Origin of the sequence: Streptomyces sp. NPDC020422 (genome assembly GCF_044386705.1) — a bacterium.
Classification (GTDB): Bacteria; Actinomycetota; Actinomycetes; order Streptomycetales; family Streptomycetaceae; genus Streptomyces.
On the sequence record NZ_JBIRVJ010000002.1, the window covers coordinates 556557 to 575204 of the forward strand.

Annotated in this window: 16 protein-coding genes and 1 tRNA gene; 14 read left to right on the forward strand and 3 right to left on the reverse strand. The window is 71.6% G+C overall.

What is annotated here, in order from left to right; translation table 11 throughout:
* Nucleotides 1-148 precede the first annotated feature (148 nt).
* Genes ACH414_RS06530 through ACH414_RS06545 form a run of 4 tightly spaced genes read left to right on the forward strand, consistent with a single transcriptional unit; the run spans nucleotide 149 to nucleotide 5151 of the window.
* Nucleotides 149-1588, forward strand: coding sequence for a pyridoxal phosphate-dependent decarboxylase family protein (locus tag ACH414_RS06530; protein WP_382535601.1), 1440 nt, complete (start codon nucleotides 149-151; stop codon nucleotides 1586-1588).
* The gene (locus ACH414_RS06535; protein ID WP_391769012.1) at nucleotides 1575-2858 is read left to right on the forward strand and encodes a lysine N(6)-hydroxylase/L-ornithine N(5)-oxygenase family protein; all 1284 of its coding nucleotides are present in this window, start codon (nucleotides 1575-1577) and stop codon (nucleotides 2856-2858) included. Before ACH414_RS06530 ends, ACH414_RS06535 begins: the two co-directional genes overlap by 14 nt.
* On the forward strand, nucleotides 2855-3385 hold the full coding sequence (locus ACH414_RS06540) for a GNAT family N-acetyltransferase (protein ID WP_391769011.1): 531 nt from the start codon (nucleotides 2855-2857) through the stop codon (nucleotides 3383-3385). Before ACH414_RS06535 ends, ACH414_RS06540 begins: the two co-directional genes overlap by 4 nt.
* The gene (locus tag ACH414_RS06545; protein WP_382535612.1) at nucleotides 3382-5151 is read left to right on the forward strand and encodes an IucA/IucC family protein; all 1770 of its coding nucleotides are present in this window, start codon (nucleotides 3382-3384) and stop codon (nucleotides 5149-5151) included. The genes ACH414_RS06540 and ACH414_RS06545 overlap by 4 nt, the downstream gene beginning before the upstream one ends.
* Nucleotides 5152-5216: 65 nt before the next feature.
* Here ACH414_RS06545 and ACH414_RS06550 read toward each other — a convergent pair whose 3' ends face one another.
* The gene (locus tag ACH414_RS06550; RefSeq protein ID WP_398940982.1) at nucleotides 5217-6836 is read right to left on the reverse strand and encodes a beta-N-acetylhexosaminidase; all 1620 of its coding nucleotides are present in this window, start codon (nucleotides 6834-6836) and stop codon (nucleotides 5217-5219) included.
* A 192-nt stretch (nucleotides 6837-7028) separates the two neighbouring features.
* Between ACH414_RS06550 and ACH414_RS06555 the strand changes: the two genes are divergently transcribed.
* Complete coding sequence (locus ACH414_RS06555) at nucleotides 7029-7304, forward strand: hypothetical protein (RefSeq protein WP_046907141.1); 276 nt, start codon at nucleotides 7029-7031, stop codon at nucleotides 7302-7304.
* A gap of 52 nt (nucleotides 7305-7356) precedes the next feature.
* Nucleotides 7357-9174 (forward strand): glutamine--fructose-6-phosphate transaminase (isomerizing), encoded by a 1818-nt coding sequence (glmS, locus tag ACH414_RS06560; protein ID WP_382535618.1) that lies wholly within the window; start codon nucleotides 7357-7359, stop codon nucleotides 9172-9174.
* 141 nt (nucleotides 9175-9315) lie between these two features.
* Here the strand turns inward: glmS and ACH414_RS06565 are convergent, their stop codons facing one another.
* On the reverse strand, nucleotides 9316-9879 hold the full coding sequence (locus ACH414_RS06565; RefSeq protein WP_382535620.1) for a GPR1/FUN34/YaaH family transporter: 564 nt from the start codon (nucleotides 9877-9879) through the stop codon (nucleotides 9316-9318).
* Between the two features lie 166 nt (nucleotides 9880-10045).
* The gene (locus tag ACH414_RS06570; protein WP_398940985.1) at nucleotides 10046-10567 is read right to left on the reverse strand and encodes a universal stress protein; all 522 of its coding nucleotides are present in this window, start codon (nucleotides 10565-10567) and stop codon (nucleotides 10046-10048) included.
* A gap of 330 nt (nucleotides 10568-10897) precedes the next feature.
* Here ACH414_RS06570 and ACH414_RS06575 point away from each other — a divergent pair, with 330 nt between their 5' ends.
* The 8 genes from ACH414_RS06575 to aspT all read left to right on the forward strand — a co-directional run bounded on the left by ACH414_RS06575 (nucleotide 10898) and on the right by aspT (nucleotide 18648).
* Nucleotides 10898-11239 carry a hypothetical protein gene (locus tag ACH414_RS06575; RefSeq protein ID WP_382535623.1) on the forward strand — a complete coding sequence of 114 codons (342 nt, stop codon included), beginning with the start codon at nucleotides 10898-10900 and terminating at the stop codon, nucleotides 11237-11239.
* Between the two features lie 307 nt (nucleotides 11240-11546).
* Nucleotides 11547-12719, forward strand: a complete 1173-nt coding sequence (locus ACH414_RS06580) for a helix-turn-helix domain-containing protein (RefSeq protein ID WP_382535626.1) — start codon at nucleotides 11547-11549, stop codon at nucleotides 12717-12719.
* A gap of 144 nt (nucleotides 12720-12863) precedes the next feature.
* Entirely contained in the window at nucleotides 12864-13466 is a 603-nt protein-coding gene (orn, locus tag ACH414_RS06585; protein ID WP_382535629.1) for an oligoribonuclease, read from the forward strand.
* Nucleotides 13467-13571: 105 nt separating this feature from the next.
* Nucleotides 13572-13644, forward strand: a tRNA-His gene (locus tag ACH414_RS06590).
* Nucleotides 13645-13752: 108 nt separating this feature from the next.
* Nucleotides 13753-15069, forward strand: a complete 1317-nt coding sequence (locus ACH414_RS06595) for an ABC transporter substrate-binding protein (RefSeq protein WP_382535632.1) — start codon at nucleotides 13753-13755, stop codon at nucleotides 15067-15069.
* A gap of 5 nt (nucleotides 15070-15074) precedes the next feature.
* The gene (locus tag ACH414_RS06600) at nucleotides 15075-16007 is read left to right on the forward strand and encodes a carbohydrate ABC transporter permease (protein WP_398940987.1); all 933 of its coding nucleotides are present in this window, start codon (nucleotides 15075-15077) and stop codon (nucleotides 16005-16007) included.
* Nucleotides 16007-16831: a carbohydrate ABC transporter permease gene (locus ACH414_RS06605; RefSeq protein WP_382535638.1), complete on the forward strand. Its 825-nt coding sequence runs from the start codon at nucleotides 16007-16009 to the stop codon at nucleotides 16829-16831. Before ACH414_RS06600 ends, ACH414_RS06605 begins: the two co-directional genes overlap by 1 nt.
* Before the next feature lie 134 nt (nucleotides 16832-16965).
* Nucleotides 16966-18648, forward strand: a complete 1683-nt coding sequence (aspT, locus tag ACH414_RS06610; RefSeq protein ID WP_382535641.1) for an aspartate-alanine antiporter — start codon at nucleotides 16966-16968, stop codon at nucleotides 18646-18648.

Consider the following 18648-nt stretch of genomic DNA (forward strand, 5'->3'; position numbering starts at 1 on the left):
ACCGGCGCGCGTTCAGACCCCCCACAGGGCCGACGGCCCCTCAACCCTCGCGGGTTGGGGGGGCCGTTGTTGTACGTGAAGGTTAGGTTAGGCTAACCTTACTTACGCCTTCACCGACCGCGTCCCCCACACCCGGAAGGGCTTCCACATGCGTTCCCACCTGCTCAACGACACGACGGCGGAGAGCTACCGACGCTCCGTCACCGAAGGAGTGGAGCGGGTGGCGAGGAAACTCGCCACGACGCGCGGCCCGTTCACCGGGATCACCCCCGCCGAACTCGCCCCCGTCCTCGACGCCGTGGACCTCGACCGGCCGCTCGGCGACGCCTCAGCCGCCCTCGACGAGCTGGAGGACGTCTACCTCCGCGACGCGGTCTACTTCCACCACCCCCGCTACCTGGGCCACCTCAACTGCCCGGTGGTGATCCCCGCCGTCCTCGGCGAGGCCGTGCTCTCCGCCGTCAACTCCTCCCTCGACACCTGGGACCAGAGCGCCGGCGGCACCCTGATCGAGCGCAAGCTGATCGACTGGACCACCCGCCGCATCGGCCTCGGCCCGCTCGCCGACGGCGTGTTCACCAGCGGCGGCACCCAGTCCAACCTCCAGGCCCTGCTCCTCGCCCGCGAGGAGGCCGGCACGCCCGACCTGTCGAAGCTGCGGATCTTCTCCTCCGAGTGCAGCCACTTCAGCGTCCAGAAGTCGGCCCAGCTGCTCGGCCTCGGCCGCGACGCCGTCGTCTCCATCCCGGTCGACCGGAACAGGCGCATGCAGTCCGTCGTCCTCGCCGCCGAACTGGAGGCCTGCCGCGCCGAGGGCCTGGTCCCGATGGCGATCGTCGCCACCGCCGGCACCACCGACTTCGGCTCCATCGACCCGCTGCCCGAGATCGCCGCCCTCGCCGCCGAGTACGGCGCCTGGATGCACGTCGACGCCGCCTACGGCTGCGGGCTGCTCGCCTCGCGGACCCGCCGCCACCTCCTCGACGGCATCGAGCAGGCCGACTCGGTCACCGTCGACTACCACAAGTCCTTCTTCCAGCCGGTGAGTTCCTCCGCCGTCCTGGTCCGCGACGGCGCCACCCTGCGCCACGCGACCTACCACGCGGACTACCTCAACCCCCGCCGGACGCTCGCCGACCAGATCCCGAACCAGGTCGACAAGTCCCTCCAGACCACCCGCCGCTTCGACGCCCTCAAGCTGTGGATGACGCTGCGCGTGATGGGCGCCGACGGCGTCGGCGAGCTCTTCGACGAGGTGTGCGACCTGGCCCGCGAGGGCTTCGAGCTGCTCGCCGCCGACCCGCGCTACGACGTCGTGGTCGAGCCGCAGCTCTCCACCCTCGTCTACCGCTACATCCCCGAGGCCGTCACCTCGCCCGCCGAGATCGACCGGGCCAACCTCTACGCCCGCAAGGCCCTCTTCGCCTCCGGCGAGGCCGTGGTCGCGGGCACCAAGGTCGACGGCCGCCAGTACCTCAAGTTCACCTTGCTCAACCCCGAGACCACCGCGGCCGACATCGCCGCCGTCCTCGATCTGATAGCCGGCCACGCCGAGCAGTACCTGGGAGAGAACCTTGTCCACGCCTGAGACGCCGCAGACACACGACTTCATCGGCATCGGGCTCGGTCCGTTCAACCTGGGCCTCGCCTGCCTGACCGAGCCGATCGCCGAACTCAACGGCGTCTTCCTGGAGTCGAAGCCGGACTTCGAGTGGCACTCGGGGATGTTCCTCGAAGGCGCCCACCTCCAGACCCCGTTCATGTCGGACCTGGTCACCCTCGCGGACCCGACCTCGCCGTACTCCTTCCTCAACTACCTCAAGGAGAAGGGCCGGCTCTACTCCTTCTACATCCGCGAGAACTTCTACCCGCTCCGGACGGAGTACAACGACTACTGCCGCTGGGCCGCGGGGAAGCTCACCTCGATCCGCTTCTCCACCACCGTCTCCGCCGTCTCCTACGACGAGGCCGAGGAGCTGTACGTGGTGACCACGGAGTCCGGGGAAACGTTCCGCTCGCAGCGGATCGTCCTCGGCACCGGCACCCCGCCGTACATCCCGGAGACCTGCGAGGACCTCGGCGGCGACCTCATCCACAACTCGCGCTACCTCCCCCACAAGGAGGAGCTCCAGAGGAAGAAGTCGATCACCCTCGTCGGCAGCGGCCAGAGCGCCGCCGAGATCTACTACGACCTCCTGAGCGAGATCGACGTCCACGGCTACCGCCTGAACTGGGTGACCCGCTCCCCGCGCTTCTTCCCGCTGGAGTACACCAAGCTCACCCTGGAGATGACCTCCCCCGAGTACGTGGACTACTTCCACGCGCTGCCCGAGCAGACCCGCTACCGCCTGGAGACCCAGCAGAAGGGCCTCTTCAAGGGCATCGACGGCGAGCTCATCGACGCCATCTTCGACCTGCTCTACCAGAAGAACCTGAACGGCCCGGTCCCCACCCGGCTGCTCACCAACTCGGCCCTGCACTCCGCCGCGTACGACGCCACGACGGGCACGTACACGCTCGGCTTCCGCCAGGAGGAACAGGAGAAGGACTTCACCGTCGAGACCGAGGGCCTGGTCCTCGCCACGGGCTACAAGTACCGCGTCCCCGCCTTCCTGAAGCCGGTGGAGGACCGCCTGCGCCTCGACTCCCACGGCCGCTTCGACGTGGCCCGCAACTACGCGATCGACACCACGGGCCGCGGCGTCTTCCTGCAGAACGCCGGGGTGCACACCCACTCGATCACCTCGCCCGACCTGGGCATGGGCCCGTACCGCAACGCGTACATCATCCGGGAGATGCTGGGCTCCGAGTACTACCCGGTAGAGAAGACGATCGCGTTCCAGGAGTTCGCCGTATGAGCATCCAGATCCGCCCCCTCGACCCGCTGAAGGACGCGGAGCTGATCCACCCCTGGGTCACGCACCCCAAGGCCGCGTTCTGGATGATGCAGGACGCGAAGCTCCAGGACGTCGAGCGGGAGTACATGGCGATCGCCGCGAACCCGCACCACGACGCCTTCATCGGGATCGTCGACGGCGAGCCGGCCTTCCTCATGGAGCGGTACGACCCCGCCCGGGTCGAACTGGTCGGCCTGTACGAGCCGGAGGCCGGCGACGTCGGCATGCACTTCCTCGTCGCCCCGAGCGACACCCCCGTGCACGGCTTCACCCGCCGGGTGATCACCGCGGTGATGGCGGAGCTGTTCGCCGACCCGGCGACCGCCCGGGTCGTCGTCGAGCCCGACGTGCGCAACACGGCCGTGCACGCGCTCAACGCGGCCGTCGGCTTCGTGCCCGACCGCGAGATCCGCAAGCCCGAGAAGCAGGCCCTGCTGAGCTTCTGCACCCGAGCCCAGTTCGAGACCGCCGTGGGAGCCGCCATATGAACCCCGTCGCCCACCTCACGCCCCAGCGCTGGGCCGACGCCAACCGGGCCCTGATCCGCAAGGGCCTCGCCGAGTTCGCCCACGAGCGGCTGCTCGACCCGCAGGAGCTGGGCGAGGGCCGCTACCGGGTGCTGAGCGACGACGGGCTCACCGAGTACCGCTTCACCGCGGACCGCTTCGCCCTCGACCACTGGCAGGTCTACCCCGAGTCGATCAGCTGCCACCAGGGCAGCGAGCAGCTCCCCCTCGACGCCCTGCGGTTCATCACCCAGCTGCGCGGCTCCCTCGGCCTGAGCGACGAGATCCTGCCGGTCTACCTGGAGGAGATCTCCTCCACGCTGGCCGGTACGGCGTTCAAGGCGACCAAGCCGCGCGTGACCGCCGCCGAGCTGGCCCGCGCGGACTTCCAGGCGATCGAGACCGGGATGACCGAGGGCCACCCCTGCTTCGTCGCCAACAACGGGCGGCTGGGCTTCGGCGTCGACGAGTACCGCGCGTACGCCCCCGAGGCGGCCGCCCCGGTGCACCTCGTGTGGCTGGCCGCGCACCGCGACCGCACCACCTTCACGGCCGGCGCGGGCATCGACTACGAGACCTTCATCCGCGCCGAGCTCGGCGACCGGGCCGTCGACGGCTTCGCCGCGACCCTCGCCGCCCGCGGTCTGGACCTCGCCGACTACCTGCTGGTGCCGGCGCACCCCTGGCAGTGGTGGAACAAGCTGTCCGTCACCTTCGCCGCCGAGGTCGCGCAGCAGCGCCTGGTCTATCTGGGCGAGGGCGACGACGCCTATCTGGCCCAGCAGTCCATCCGTACCTTCTTCAACAGCTCCGATCCGGCCAAGCACTACGTGAAGACGGCGCTGTCGGTCCTCAACATGGGCTTCATGCGGGGCCTTTCGGCCGCCTACATGGAGGCCACCCCGGCCATCAACGACTGGCTGGCCGGTCTGATCGAGGCGGATTCCACCCTGAGGGCGGCGCGCTTCTCGATCATCCGCGAGCGCGCGGCGGTCGGCTACCGGCACCTGGAGTACGAGGCGGCCACCGACCGCTACTCGCCCTACCGCAAGATGCTCGCCGCCCTCTGGCGCGAGTCGCCGGTGGCCTCCCTCGCCGAGGGCGAGCGGCTGGCGACGATGGCCTCGCTGCTCCACGTCGACCACGCGGGCGCGTCCTTCGCGGGCGCCCTGATCAAGGAGTCGGGCCTGGCCCCGGCGGCGTGGCTGCGCCGCTATCTGGACGCCTACCTCGTCCCGGTCCTGCACTGCTTCTACGCGTACGACCTGGTCTACATGCCGCACGGCGAGAACGTGATCCTCGTCCTGGACGAGCGGGGCGCGGTCTCCCGGGCGGTCTTCAAGGACATCGCGGAGGAGATCTGCGTCATGGACCCGGCCGCGGTGCTGCCGCCCGCGGTGGAGCGGGTCCGGGCGGAGGTCCCGGAGGACATGAAGCTGCTCTCCGTCTTCACAGACGTCTTCGACTGCTTCTTCCGCTTCCTCGGCTCCACCCTGGCCGCCGAGGGCGTCCTGCCCGAGGACGAGTTCTGGCGCACGGTCGCCGCGTGTGTGAGGGACTACCAGGACGCCCACCCGGCCCTGGCGGACCGCTTCGCGCAGTACGACATGTTCGCGGACACCTTCGCCCTGTCGGCGCTCAACCGCCTCCAGCTCCGCAACAACCGCCAGATGGTCGACCTGGCCGATCCGTCGGCGGCCCTGCAGCTCGTCGGCGACCTGGTGAACCCGATCGCGCGGTTCGCCTGACGGACCGGTGCGGGCCCCGGCGGGAGACGGTCCTCCCGCCGGGGCCCGCGCTGTTTCCCGTCCCCCTACTCGGCCGCCCACGGCACCTGCGGCGACCGGTGGAAGTCGATGCCGAGGTTGTCCAGGCGGGGTCCCTGGGCGGCGAGGCGGTGCCGGTAGGCCTCCCAGTCGTGGGTGGACGCCGGGGACCAGCCGAGTTCGGCGATGCCCGGGAGGCGGGGGAAGGCCATCTGGTCGATGTGGGCGCTCTCGGAGATCGTCTCCGTCCACAGCGGGGCCTCGACGCCGGCGACGGCGGAGGGGGGCAGGCCCGGCAGCAGGGTCGCCGGGTCCCAGTCGTAGGAGCGTTGCACCTCGACGTATCCGGCCCAGGCCAGGCCCAGCTTGGTGTCCTTGGTGTACTTCATGTCCAGGTAGGCGCGGTCGGCGGGCGAGAGGATGACGCCCGTGCCGTTGCGTCCGGCGGCGGCCACCTGTTCCTTCTCGGCGGCGGACGACCGGTCGAGGCCCCAGTACTGGGCGAGGGCGCCGTCGGCGGGCCGGGCGCCGGTCAGCTGGTGCCAGCCGATGACGGTCTTGCCGTACCTGGCGACGAGGGGCTGCACCCGGTCCATGAAGGCGGTGTAGTCGGCGTGGCTGGTGGAGTGCGCCTCGTCGCCGCCGATGTGGAGGTAGCGGCCGGGGGTGAGCGCGGCGAGCTCGCGGATCACGTCGTCGACGAAGGCGTACGTGATCTCCTTCGGCACGCACAGGGAGCTGAAGCCGACGTTCGTGCCGGTGTAGAGGGGCGGGGCCACGCCGTCGCAGTTGAGTTCGGCGTAGGAGGCGAGGGCCGCGTTGGTGTGGCCGGGCAGGTCGATCTCGGGGACGACCTCCTGGTAGCGGGAGGCGGCGTAGCGGACGATCTCCTTGTAGTCGTCCTTGGTGTAGTGGCCGCCGGGGCCGCCGCCGACCTGGGTGGAGCCGCCGTAGGTGGCGAGCCGGGGCCAGGAGTCGACGGCGATGCGCCAGCCCTGGTCGTCGCTGAGGTGCAGATGCAGCTTGTTGACCTTGTAGAGGGCGAGCTGGTCGATGTAGCGCTTGACCTGGTCGACGGTGAAGAAGTGGCGGGAGACGTCGAGCATCGCGCCCCGGTAGGCGTAGCGCGGAAAGTCGGTGACGGTGCCGCCGGCGATCCGCCAGGGGCCGGGCTGCACGGTCCTCTTCTCCACCGCGGCGGGCAGCTGCTGGCGCAGGGTCTGGACGCCGCGGAAGAGCCCGGCGGGGCGGTGGGCGGTGAGGGTGACGCCGCCGCTGCCCGCGCGCAGCTCGTAGCCCTCCTCGCCGAGCGCGGCGGAGCGCTGCGAGAGCCGGAGCAGGATCCCGCCGCGGGCCGCGTCCGCGTCGACGACGGGCAGCGGGTAGCCGGTGGAGGGGCGCAGCAGTGCGGCGAGGTAGCCGCCGATGCCGCGGGTCTCCGGGTCGTCGGTGCCGAGGCGGACGGCGGTGGCGCGGGTGAGGGTGTAGGGCGCGCCGCCGGGGGTGACGGAGGCGGGTGCGGGCACGATCGCGCCGAGCGGGCGCGGGGTGCCCGGCGCCGGTGCGCCGGGGGTGCCGGTCGGGCCGGCGGCGCCGAGGGTGGAGAGGCCGGCGGCGAGCAGGAGGAGTGGGCCGAGGAGTCGCGGAAACGTGCTGCGCTGTCTCACGGGCAGGTCCCTTTCGGCGGGGTGCGTGCGGCGAGCGGTGCGTATCCGAACAGTCACCATGCGTACCGTGCGTCCCGTCGGCGGTCAAGGTGTAGACTAATTAGCCCGTCCGGGGGTGTGATCATGACGCACGCTGCCCGATATCGGGCAGGATTCTTGCCATGACCCCCGGGTACCCCTCAGTATTCACGGGTGCTCGAACGCCGACCGTCGCACGACGACCTCATCGACCATCTGGTCCGCAGCACCGCGCTCCAGCGCGGTGAGGCCGCCCGGGTGGTGCTCGACGTGCTGGCGTACTTCGACGAGTCGACCGAGGAGTTCGTCCGGCGCCGCCACCGCGAGCTGCAGTCCGGCGGCTCGGTCAACGCCGAGATCTTCGAGCGGATCGCGGGTGAGCTCCCGCACCGCGCCGTGGCGCCACCGGAGCTCTCGCTCCGGCAGCTGCGCCGCATCGTCTACGGCTGAACGGACCGGTACGGCCGGGCACACTCACTGACCTTGGAGGGTTGACACCTTTATGTGCGGAATCGTCGGTTACATCGGCAAGCGTGACGTGGCCCCGCTGCTGCTCGAAGGGCTGCAGCGCCTGGAGTACCGGGGTTACGACTCCGCCGGCATCGTCGTCACCAGCCCGAAGGCCGCCGGCCTGAAGATGGTCAAGGCCAAGGGCCGGGTCCGCGACCTGGAGGCCCGGGTCCCCAAGCGCTTCGCGGGCACCACCGGCATCGCGCACACCCGCTGGGCCACTCACGGCGCCCCGAGCGACGTGAACTCGCACCCGCACATGGACCCCGAGAACAAGGTCGCCGTCGTCCACAACGGCATCGTGGACAACGCCGCCGAGCTGCGCGCCAAGCTGGAGTCCGAGGGCGTCGTCTTCGCCTCCGACACCGACACCGAGTGCATCACCCATCTGATCGCCCGCTCCCAGGCCGACACCCTGGAGGAGAAGGTCCGCGAGGCGCTCAAGCACATCGAGGGCACCTACGGCATCGCCGTCATGCACGCCGACTTCAACGACCGCATCGTGGTGGCCCGCAACGGCTCCCCGGTCGTCCTCGGCATCGGCGAGAAGGAGATGTTCGTCGCCTCCGACGTCGCCGCCCTGATCGCCCACACCCGCCAGGTCGTCACCCTCGACGACGGCGAGATGGCCACCCTCAAGGCCGACGACTTCCGCACGTACACGACGACGGGCGCCTCCACGACGGCCACCCCGGAGACCGTGGAGTGGGAGGCCGCCTCGTACGACATGGGCGGCCACGACACCTACATGCACAAGGAGATCTCCGAGCAGCCCGACGCGGTCGACCGCGTGCTGCGCGGCCGGATCGACGACCGCTTCTCCACCGTGCACCTCGGCGGCCTCAACCTCGACGCCCGCGAGGCCCGCGGCATCCGCCGGATCAAGATCCTCGGCTGCGGCACCTCGTACCACGCCGGTCTCATCGGCGCCGGTCTGATCGAGTCCATGGCCCGCATCCCCGCCGACGCCGAGCCTGCCTCGGAGTTCCGCTACCGCAACCCGGTCGTGGACCCCGACACCCTGTACATCGCGGTCTCCCAGTCCGGTGAGACCTACGACGTGCTGGCCGCCGTCCAGGAGCTCAAGCGGAAGGGCGCCCGCGTCCTCGGCGTCGTCAACGTGGTCGGCTCCGCCATCGCCCGCGAGGCCGACGGCGGCATGTACGTGCACGCCGGCCCCGAGGTCTGCGTGGTCTCCACCAAGTGCTTCACCAACACGGTGGTCGCCTTCGCGCTGCTCGCCCTGCACCTCGGCCGCATCCGCGACCTGTCCGTCACCGACGGCAAGCGGATCATCGAGGGCCTGCGCAAGCTGCCCGGCCAGATCGAGGAGATCCTCAAGAGCGAGGACGAGATCAAGAAGCTGGCCAAGGAGTACGCCGGCGCCCAGTCGATGATGTTCATCGGCCGGGTCCGCGGCTACCCGGTCGCCCTGGAGGCCTCCCTCAAGCTGAAGGAGATCTCCTACATCCACGCCGAGGCCTACCCGGCCTCCGAGCTGAAGCACGGCCCGCTCGCCCTCATCGAGCCGGCCCTGCCGACGGTCGCCATCGTCCCCGACGACGACCTGCTGGAGAAGAACCGCGCCGCCCTGGAGGAGATCAAGGCCCGCAGCGGCCGCATCCTCGCGGTCGCGCACCAGCTCCAGGAGAAGGCCGACCACACCATCGTCGTGCCGAAGAACGAGGACGAGCTCGACCCCATCCTGATGGGCATCCCGCTCCAGCTCCTCGCCTACCACACGGCGCTCGCCATGGGCCGCGACATCGACAAGCCGCGCAACCTGGCCAAGTCCGTCACGGTCGAGTAGGGGCGCCTCGGGCCTGTCCCCCGAGGTCCCGCCCGCCGGGCCTGTCCCCCGGCGGTCGACCGGACACGCAAGCGGTCCCTGTGCATCCCAGGTGCACAGGGACCGCTTTGCCTCACCCGCGCCGTGCGCGGGCGCCGTGCCTCAGCTCGCGGCCGCCGCCTTGCGGCCCGTCCGGGCCACGGAGGTCGGCCAGCCCGCCACCGCCGCCGTCGCGCCGTACCAGGCCGCGAGACCGGCGACCGCGGCGACCCAGCCGCCCGCCTTGCCGAGGCCCGAGTTGTCGGCGAGGGCGCCGATGCCGAGGAGCAGCAGGGCGACGAAGAGCAGCCCGTACACACCCTGTCCGAAGAGCCCGCTGCCGCTGGAGGCGAAGGTCAGGGTGAGCGCCAGCAGCGCCCACAGCAGCAGGAAGAGGCCGGCGGCCTCGGACGAGCCGTCGCCGCCGACGCCGGTGCCCCAGGTGAACCAGAAGGCGCCGAGCCCCGCGGAGGCCGTGCCTCCGGCGGTGTCGCCCGCACGCAGGGCGAGCAGCCCCAGGAGGAAGAGGGCCACGCCGCCGACGAAGGTGGCGAGTCCGGCGGCGTCGGCGGGGCCGACGTGGTCGACCACGCCGGTGGAGCCGATGCCGAAGGCGAGCAGGGTCAGTCCGAGGGCGAGGTTTCCGAGGGTGGAGGTGGTGTTTCCCGCGGCGGCTTCATTGGACACGGCGGGCTCCCTTCAGGTGTGCAGTTGTGCTGCTTGGGCCACTTTGTTCCGGTGGCCTTTATGTACCCTTCACAAGCGCACAATTCACCTGAGGAAGGCCGAAATCTTGGCCGAATCAAGGGAGTTGGAGAAGACGCCGGAGCGGGAGCGGAAGGAGGGGCGGGTGTTACGGGATGACGACGACCGGGCGCTGGGCGCGCCGCGCGAGGCGTCCCGCGACCGAGCCGAAGATCCGCCCGACGATGCCGTGCGTCCCGCCGACCACGATCGCGTCGGCCGCGTACTCCCGGCCGACCTGCTCCAGCTCGTGGCAGATGTCCCCGCCGCGCTCGACCAGGATCCAGGGCACCTCGGAGAGGTGCTCGGCGCAGGCGAGCTCCAGGCCGAGGACCTCGGTGCGGTGGTCCGGCACGTCGACGAAGACCGGCGGCTCGCAGCCGGCCCACACGGTGGTGGGCAGCCGGTTGGCGACGTGGACGATGATCAGGCCCGAGGCCGAGCGGCGGGCCATGCCGATGGCGTAGGCGAGGGCGCGCTCACTGGACGTGGAGCCGTCGAAGCCGACGACCACTCCGTGCCGGAAGGCCGGGTCGCAGGAGTGACGTGGCTGTTCGACCGCGAGGGGGTCGACCGTGGAGTCGGCGACGCGCTTGCGGTCCGCGGGTTCGGGGAATTCGTGACCGGCCATCGGTGTCTCGGCGAAGAGAGTCCTCTTGGGAGGGACGGAAAGGGGAGGCGGAACGACGGTTGGCGGCGGAGCTGTGTCCGGGAATCATCTTCCCAAGCCCATACCCCCAAGGGTACGGCGACACTCCTCTCGTGCCCAGGGGTGTCCGCGGTGCATCGGGGACGCCCGTACGGCGTTCCAGGGAGCATGCACGAGCCCCGCGCCGTAGCGCAATGCCGGTTGTGCCCTACAGGTGTCGGGAGGGGGGCCAAACGGACGTCCCGCGACGTGACCGGAACGTTCCACTCCTCGTTTCCACAGGTCACGCCACCGACCCCAGGGAGTCCGCCCGTGCCCGCACCCTCACCCGCCCCCACCGCCACCCCGCGCGCCACCCCCTCCCCCGCCACCCGGCCCCCGGCCCCGCGCGGGCGCCGCCGCCCGGCGCCGGAGCCGGACGGCACCCCCGGTCAGGACGCGGCGAGCGACGTGGTGCGCTGGGCCGTCTTCTGCTGCGCCCTCGTCCCCGTGGTCCTCGTGGTCTACGGGACCTCCCTGGGCGGCGCGGCCGGAGCCGCGGTGGGGCTCGCCGCGGTGACGGCGGCCTGCCGGGTGCTGCTGCGGCGCTCCGAAAAGGGGTTGCGCGCCGAGCGCGGGCGCCCCCGCACAGGCCGCGGCCACCCTCGGAGTTGACAGGGTCGTACAGCCGATCCCGTATGTTTTCGGCCAAGTTCCCGCCCTCGATGAACCCTTGGCCGAGGCCCGTGTGACCCGCGTAGCACCAGGCGTGAGCGCTCTGGGCTGCACCGACCGATCGAATGCTTCCCGCCAAGTTGCCATGTCGACAATCCGCCGGGCGGAGAACTTGTCACGCCGGTGCCGCGGGACGCAGTAGATTCGATCATGGGTACCGAAGACTGGGGTCTCGTGCAAAACCGAGGGGAAACGTGGCACAGCGACACGACCAGGGAGACGCCAACACCGAGGGGGGCTTAGCGTCATGAGCCAGGACCACTCCGTCGCACCGGAGGCGGTACGGAAGCTGTCCGGGCGCCGCCGTCGCGAAGTCGTCGCGGTACTGCTGTTCAGCGGTGGCCCCATCTTCGAGAGCTCCATCCCGCTCTCCGTGTTCGGCATCGACCGCCAGGACGCAGGGGTGCCACGCTACCGGCTCCTCGTCTGCGCCGGTGAGGACGGCCCCCTGCGGACCACAGGCGGACTCGAACTCACCGCGCCGTACGGCCTGGAGGCCATCAGCCGCGCCGGCACCGTCGTCGTGCCGGCCTGGCGCTCGATCACCTCGCCGCCGCCCCCGGAAGCGCTCGAAGCGCTCCGCCGGGCGCACGAGGAGGGCGCGCGCATCGTCGGCCTGTGCACGGGGGCGTTCGTCCTCGCCGCGGCCGGCCTGCTCGACGGCCGCCCGGCGACCACGCACTGGATGTACGCGCCGACGCTCGCCAAGCGCTATCCGTCGGTCCACGTGGACCCGCGGGAGCTCTTCGTCGACGACGGCGACGTGCTGACCTCCGCGGGCACGGCGGCCGGAATCGATCTCTGCCTGCACATCGTGCGGACCGACCACGGCACGGAGGCCGCGGGCGCCCTGGCGCGCCGGCTGGTCGTCCCGCCGCGGCGCAGCGGCGGTCAGGAGCGCTACCTCGACAGGTCTTTACCCGAGGAGATCGGCGCCGACCCGCTGGCCGAGGTCGTCGCCTGGGCGCTGGAGCACCTCCACGAGCAGTTCGACGTGGAGACCCTGGCGGCCCGCGCGTACATGTCACGGCGGACCTTCGACCGCCGGTTCCGCTCGCTGACGGGCTCCGCCCCGCTGCAGTGGCTGATCACCCAGCGGGTGCTCCAGGCACAGCGGCTCCTGGAGACCTCCGACTACTCGGTCGACGAGGTCGCGGGCCGCTGCGGCTTCCGCTCGCCGGTGGCGCTGCGCGGCCACTTCCGGCGCCAGCTCGGCTCCTCGCCGGCCGCCTACCGGGCCGCGTACCGGGCCAGGCGACCGCAGGGCGAGGGCCCGACCGCGGTCCTCGACCCGGTCGTGCCGGCGCAGGTCCCGGCCGGGCCGCGGCGTCCGGTGAGCCCGCTGGAGCCGGGCAAGCTGCCCACGGACGCCTACGCCCACGGCCGCCCGGCCCTGCCGGGCCAGCGCAGCGCGCCGTAGGCACCCCGGACCGCGCCGCCACGAGCCGCGCACCGAGAAGACCGCAGGGCCCCCGGGAGACCTTCCCGGGGGCCCTGCGGGCATCCCCGGGGCGGCCGGTCGGACCCGGGCCCGATCCGCCGGGCAGGCCCTAAGGTAGGACGCATGAACGATCGCATGGTGTGGATCGACTGCGAGATGACCGGGCTCTCGCTGACGGACGACGCACTCATCGAGGTGGCCGCGCTGGTCACCGACTCGGAACTGAACGTGCTCGGCGAAGGCGTGGACATCGTGATCCGCCCGCCGGACGCGGCCCTGGAGACCATGCCCGAGATCGTGCGCCAGATGCACACGGCCTCCGGCCTCCTCGACGCGCTCGCCGAGGGCACCACCCTCGCCGACGCCGAGGCCCAGGTGCTCGCCTACATCCGCGAGCACGTGAAGGAGCCCGGCAAGGCCCCGCTGTGCGGGAACTCGGTCTCCACCGACCGCGGCTTCCTCGCCCGCGACATGCCGGCCCTGGAGAACCACCTCCACTACCGGATCGTCGATGTCTCCTCGGTCAAGGAACTGGCCCGCCGCTGGTACCCGAGGGCGTACTTCAACAGTCCGGAGAAGAACGGCAACCACCGGGCGCTCGCCGACATCCGCGAGTCCATCGCCGAGCTGCGCTACTACCGCGAGGCGGTCTTCGTCCCGCAGCCCGGCCCCGACTCCGAGACCGCGAAGCAGATCGCGGCCAAGCACGTCGTACCCGCGGAATGAGCCACGCTCGCGCCCTTCGAACAACACGGGCGCGAGCACCCTCAAACACCCTGTAGACTTCTTCTCGGCCGGTCGGGGAAACCTTCGGGAAAACCGCCGGTCGTGGTGGGTATAGCTCAGCTGGTAGAGCACCTGGTTGTGGTCCAGGATGTCGCGGGTTCGAGTCCCGTTACTCACCCTGATGGGCGAAGGCCCCGGTTCGGAAGAACCGGGGCCTTCGTCGTTCCCTCCCCTCTCCCCGCCTGTCGTCGCCCGCCGGCGCCCGGGAAATCGCTACGGTCCCCCCATGGGGAGCAGGACCGGCACCGCGCTCGCCCTCGCCCTCCTGCTGGGCGCGGGCCTCACCGCGGGCTGCGCGACCGACCCGCCGGGGCCGCCCCGCGCCCGGGACACCGCGGCCGCCGGGGACCGGCCGGTCACCCTGACCGTCGGGGTCTTCGGCAGCTTCGGCCTGAAGGAGGCGGGGCTCTACGACACGTACATGCGGCTGCACCCGGACGTCGCCGTCCGGCAGACCTCCGTCGAGCGCAACGAGAACTACTACCCGCAGCTGATCACCCACCTCGTCACCGGCTCCGGCCTCGCCGACGTCCAGGCCGTGGAGGTCGGCAACATCGCCGAGGTGGTCGCCACCCAGGGGCACCGCCTGGAGGACCTGGGAAAGGCCCCCGGGGCCGACCGGCGGGCGTTCCTGCCGTGGAAGTGGGCGCAGGGCACGGGCCGGGACGGGCGCACGGTCGCGCTCGGCACCGACATCGGCCCGCAGGCGGTCTGCTACCGCAAGGACCTCTTCGCCCGGGCCGGGCTGCCCACCGACCGGGAGGCCGTCGGGCGGCTGTGGGCCGGGGACTGGCGCCGGTTCCTGGAGGTGGGACGGCGGTTCGCCGCGCGGGCCCCGAAGGGGGTGGCGTTCACCGACTCGGCGTCCGGGGTGATGGCCGCGGTCGTCGTCGGCTCGCCCCTGCGGTTCTACGACGCCCGGGGCACCCTCGTCGTCGGCTCCAACCCGGCCGTACGGGAGGCCTGGGACCTCGCCGCCGCCTTCGCCCGCGGCGGACTGACCGCCCGGCTCCAGCAGTTCACCCCCGGCTGGGACCAGGGCTTCGCCAACGGCAGCTTCGCGACCGTCGCCTGCCCGGCCTGGATGCTCGGCTACATCGAGGACAAGGCCGGCCCGGCCGGTCGCGGCCGCTGGGACGTGGCGGCGGCGCCCCGGCCCGGCAACTGGGGCGGCTCCTTCCTCGTCGTCCCGTCGGCCGGCCCGCACCGCGCGGAGGCGGCCCGGCTCGCGGCCTGGCTGACCGCGCCCGCGCAGCAGGCCCGGGTCTTCGAGCGGCGCGGCAGCTTCCCGAGCGCCTCGGCGGCGCTCGCCCTGCCGGTCGTGGCGGCGGCCCGCCATCCGTACTTCGGCGACGCGCCGGTGGGGGCGATCTTCACGGCGGCGGCCACCGGCGTCCCGCGCGCGCCGGTCGGGCCCAAGGAGGGGATCGTCGCGCAGCACCTGGCCGACGGCGGGATGCTCCAGGTCGACCAGGCGGGGCGCGACCCGGACGAGGCCTGGGCGGCGGTCCTGGCGTCGATCGACAACGCGCTGGACCGGTGAGGCCGTTGACCAGGGCCCTTCTCCCCGGCCGGGCCGGACCGGCGGGCCGCGCCCCTCGCGGGGCCGCGCGCTGGGCCCCGTACGGCCTGGTCGCCCCCTTCTTCCTGCTCTTCGGCGCCTTCGGGGTCTTCCCGCTGCTCTACACCGGCTGGGCCTCGCTGCACCGGGTGGAGCTGACCGCGCTCGACGAGCGGGGGTGGGTGGGGCTGCGGAACTACACCCGGCTGCTCGACGACCCGTTCTTCTGGAACGCGCTCGGCAACACCCTCACCATCGGCGTCCTGTCGACCGTGCCCCAGCTGCTGCTCGCCCTGGGCGTGGCGCACCTGCTCGACGCCCGGTTGCGGGGGCGGGCCTTCTTCCGGGTGGTGGCGCTCGCCCCGTACGCCACCTCGGTGGCCGCGGCGACGCTGGTCTTCGCGCTGCTCTTCGGGCGGGACCACGGGCCCGTCAACTGGGCGCTGGGCGCGGCCGGCCTGGCCCCGGTGGACTGGCAGAACGGGCCCTGGGCGTCGAAGGCGGCGGTGTCGGCGATCGTGGTGTGGCGGTGGACCGGCTACAACGCGCTGATCTACCTGGCGGCGATGCAGACGGTCCCGCGCGAGCTGTACGAGGCGGCCGCGCTCGACGGGGCCTCGCCATGGCGCCGGTTCCTGCACGTGACGCTGCCGGGGCTGCGGCCCGCGCTGCTGTTCACGGTGGTCGTGTCGTCGATCGGGGCGACCCAGCTCTTCGGCGAGCCGCTGCTGTTCGGCGCGGGCGCGGCGGCCACCGGCGGGGCGGACCGCCAGTTCCAGACGCTGGGGCTCTATCTGTACGAGCAGGGCTGGGTGAACCTGCACCTCGGGCGGGCCGCGGCGATCGCCTGGGTGATGCTGCTGGCCCTGCTCGTGGTGTTCGGGGCGGCGCGCCTGGTGGCCGCGCGGAGGGCGGGCTGATGCGCGCGGAGCGGGCGGGGCCGGGCACGTACGCGCTGCTCGTGCTGTTCGCGGCGGTCTCGCTCTTTCCGCTGGTGTGGGCGGCGGTGGCAGCGTCCCGGACGACGACCCGGCTCGCGCTCACGCCGCCGCCGGTGCGCTTCGGCCGGAACCTGCCGGAGAACGTGGCGGTCGCCTGGACCGACGCGCGGCTGGGCGCCGCGCTCGCGAACACGGTGCTGGTGGCGGGGGCGGTCGCGGCCGGCACGGTGCTGGTGTCGACGCTCGCGGGTTTCGCCTTCGCCCGGCTGCGGTTCCGCTTCCGGGGTGCGCTGCTCGCGCTGGTGGTGGGGACGATGCTGATCCCGCCACAGCTGGGGGCGGTGCCGCTGTATCTGGTGATCGCACGGCTGCGCTGGACGGACGAGCTGCAGGCGGTGATCCTGCCGGGTCTGGTGTCGGCGTTCGGGGTGTTCTTCATGCGCCAGCACCTGCTGCGGGCGCTGCCGGTCGAGCTGGTGGAGGCGGCGCGGGTGGACGGGGCGGGGGTGCTGCGGGTGGTGTGGCACGTGGTGTTCCCGGCCGCGCGGCCGGCGATGGCGGTGCTCGGGGCGCTGACGTTCGTGGCGGCGTGGAACGACTTCTTCTGGCCGGTGCTCGTCCTGACGCAGACGGGGAGCCCGACGGTGCAGGTGGCGCTGACGGGTCTGGGGCGCGGTTATGTGCCCGACCAGTCGGTGGTGATGGCGGGCGCGGTGCTCGGGACGGTGCCGTTGCTGCTGGTCTTCGCGGTGCTGGGGCGGCAGATCGTGGGCGGGGTCATGCGGGGTGCGGTGAAGGGCTGATCCGGCCGGGAAAGCCGGACCTGGCGGCGGATCACCCTTTCGGGCGAGGCGAGAGGCTCCGCCGATCATCCGACTGTTAGCTTCCCTTTATGTCCGATATCTTGGCATTCCTCCACCCGTGGGCGAGGTGAGGCATGGGAGTCCTGCGCGACCATCCCGAACTGGCCCTCTTCCTCTGCCTCGCCGCCGGCTATCTCGTCGGCAAACTCCGCGTCGGACCCATCACCCTCGGCGGCATCTGCGGCACCCTGATCGTCTCCCTCCTGCTCGGCGCCTGGGCGGAGATCACCATCTCCGACGACGTGAAGACCATCTTCTTCGCGCTCTTCATCTTCTCGCTCGGCTACATGGCCGGACCGCAGTTCTTCGCCAACCTCAACAAGAAGAGCCTGCGCTTCTTCACCCTCTGCTTCATCGAGGTCGTGACCGTCGTCGGCATCGCCCTCGGCCTCGCCAAGGCCTTCGACCTGGACGTCGGCACCGCCGCCGGCATCCTGGCCGGCGCCGCCACCGAGTCCGCGGTCGTCGGCACCGCCACCGAGTCCATCGGCAAGCTCTCGAACCTGACGCAGGCGCAGATCACCGAGTACCAGGGGCACGTGGCCACCGCGTACACCGTCTGCTACCTCTTCGGCCTCATCACCATCGTGATCTACACCAGCCAGATCATGCCGATGATGATGCGGATCAACCTCCGCGACGCCTCGCGCGAGCTGTGGGAGAAGATGCGCGGTGGCTCGGGCGGTCTGGAGGCCGACGAGCGCGAGGCGCTGCCCGGCATGGTCGGCCGCACCTTCCTCGTCACCCACGCCGACGGCACCCTCGTCTCCCAGCTGGAGCACTCCAACGGCAGCCGGGTCACCGTGGAGGCGGTGAAGCGGGGCAGCACGGTCCTCACCCCTCCCCCGCCCGACTTCCAGCTCACCCTCTCCGACCTGGTGCTCATGGTCGGCCGGCGGGCCAACATCATCGACGCGGGCCGCCACGTGGGCCCCGAGACCCCCGCCATCCCGGGCCTCGACACCCCGCTCGCCACCACCCAGGTCTCGCTCACCGACAAGACGGCGGACGGCAAATCGCTCGACACGCTCACCCGCGAGCACCCGGAGATCGGCGGCGGCGGTGTCTACGTGACCGACGTGCTGCGCAACGAGCAGCACCTGCCGGCCACCCCCGAGACCGTCGTGCACCGGGGCGACGTGCTCACCCTCGTGGGCTCCCGCTCGGGCCTGGGGCGGCTCGCCTCGAAGGTCGGCGCGGTCGTCAGGAACGACGCCACGGACTTCGTCTACCTGGGCCTCGGCATCGTCGTCGGCTCGCTCCTCGGCCAGCTCGTGGTCGAGTTCGGCGACGTCCCCATGTCGCTCGGCACCGGCGGCGGCTGCCTCGTCTCCGGACTGCTCTTCGGCTGGTTCCGCTCCCGCAAGCAGACCTTCGGCGCCTTCCCGCCCCAGGCCGCGACCACCATCAAGGACCTCGGCCTCGCGGTCTTCATCGCCTGCACCGGCCTGGTCTCGGGGCCGCAGGCCGGACCGCTGCTCAAGGAGTACGGGGCGCTGCTGCCGTTCGCCGGGATCGCGATGGTCCTGGTGCCCGCCACCCTCTCGCTGGTCGTCGGACGCAAGCTGCTGAACATCGAGAAGCCGCTGCTCATCGGGGCCATCGCGGGCCAGCAGTGCTCGACCCCGGCGATCACCTCGGTCACCCAGGTGGCCCAGAGCTCGGTGCCGATGCTCGGCTACACGATCACGTACACGCTCTCGAACTTCCTTCTTCCCCTGACCGGCCCGCTGCTCGTCGGGATCCTCGGAGCCTGA

Coding starts and splice junctions, on each gene's coding strand:
- orn (WP_382535629.1), top strand. CDS start 12,864: ATGAACGATCGCATGGTGTGGATCGACTGCGAGATGACCGGGCTCTCG.
- ACH414_RS06545 (WP_382535612.1), top strand. CDS start 3,382: ATGAACCCCGTCGCCCACCTCACGCCCCAGCGCTGGGCCGACGCCAAC.
- glmS (WP_382535618.1), top strand. CDS start 7,357: ATGTGCGGAATCGTCGGTTACATCGGCAAGCGTGACGTGGCCCCGCTG.
- ACH414_RS06540 (WP_391769011.1), top strand. CDS start 2,855: ATGAGCATCCAGATCCGCCCCCTCGACCCGCTGAAGGACGCGGAGCTG.
- ACH414_RS06595 (WP_382535632.1), top strand. CDS start 13,753: ATGGGGAGCAGGACCGGCACCGCGCTCGCCCTCGCCCTCCTGCTGGGC.
- ACH414_RS06580 (WP_382535626.1), top strand. CDS start 11,547: ATGAGCCAGGACCACTCCGTCGCACCGGAGGCGGTACGGAAGCTGTCC.
- ACH414_RS06605 (WP_382535638.1), top strand. CDS start 16,007: ATGCGCGCGGAGCGGGCGGGGCCGGGCACGTACGCGCTGCTCGTGCTG.
- aspT (WP_382535641.1), top strand. CDS start 16,966: ATGGGAGTCCTGCGCGACCATCCCGAACTGGCCCTCTTCCTCTGCCTC.
- ACH414_RS06570 (WP_398940985.1), bottom strand. CDS start 10,567: ATGGCCGGTCACGAATTCCCCGAACCCGCGGACCGCAAGCGCGTCGCC.
- ACH414_RS06530 (WP_382535601.1), top strand. CDS start 149: ATGCGTTCCCACCTGCTCAACGACACGACGGCGGAGAGCTACCGACGC.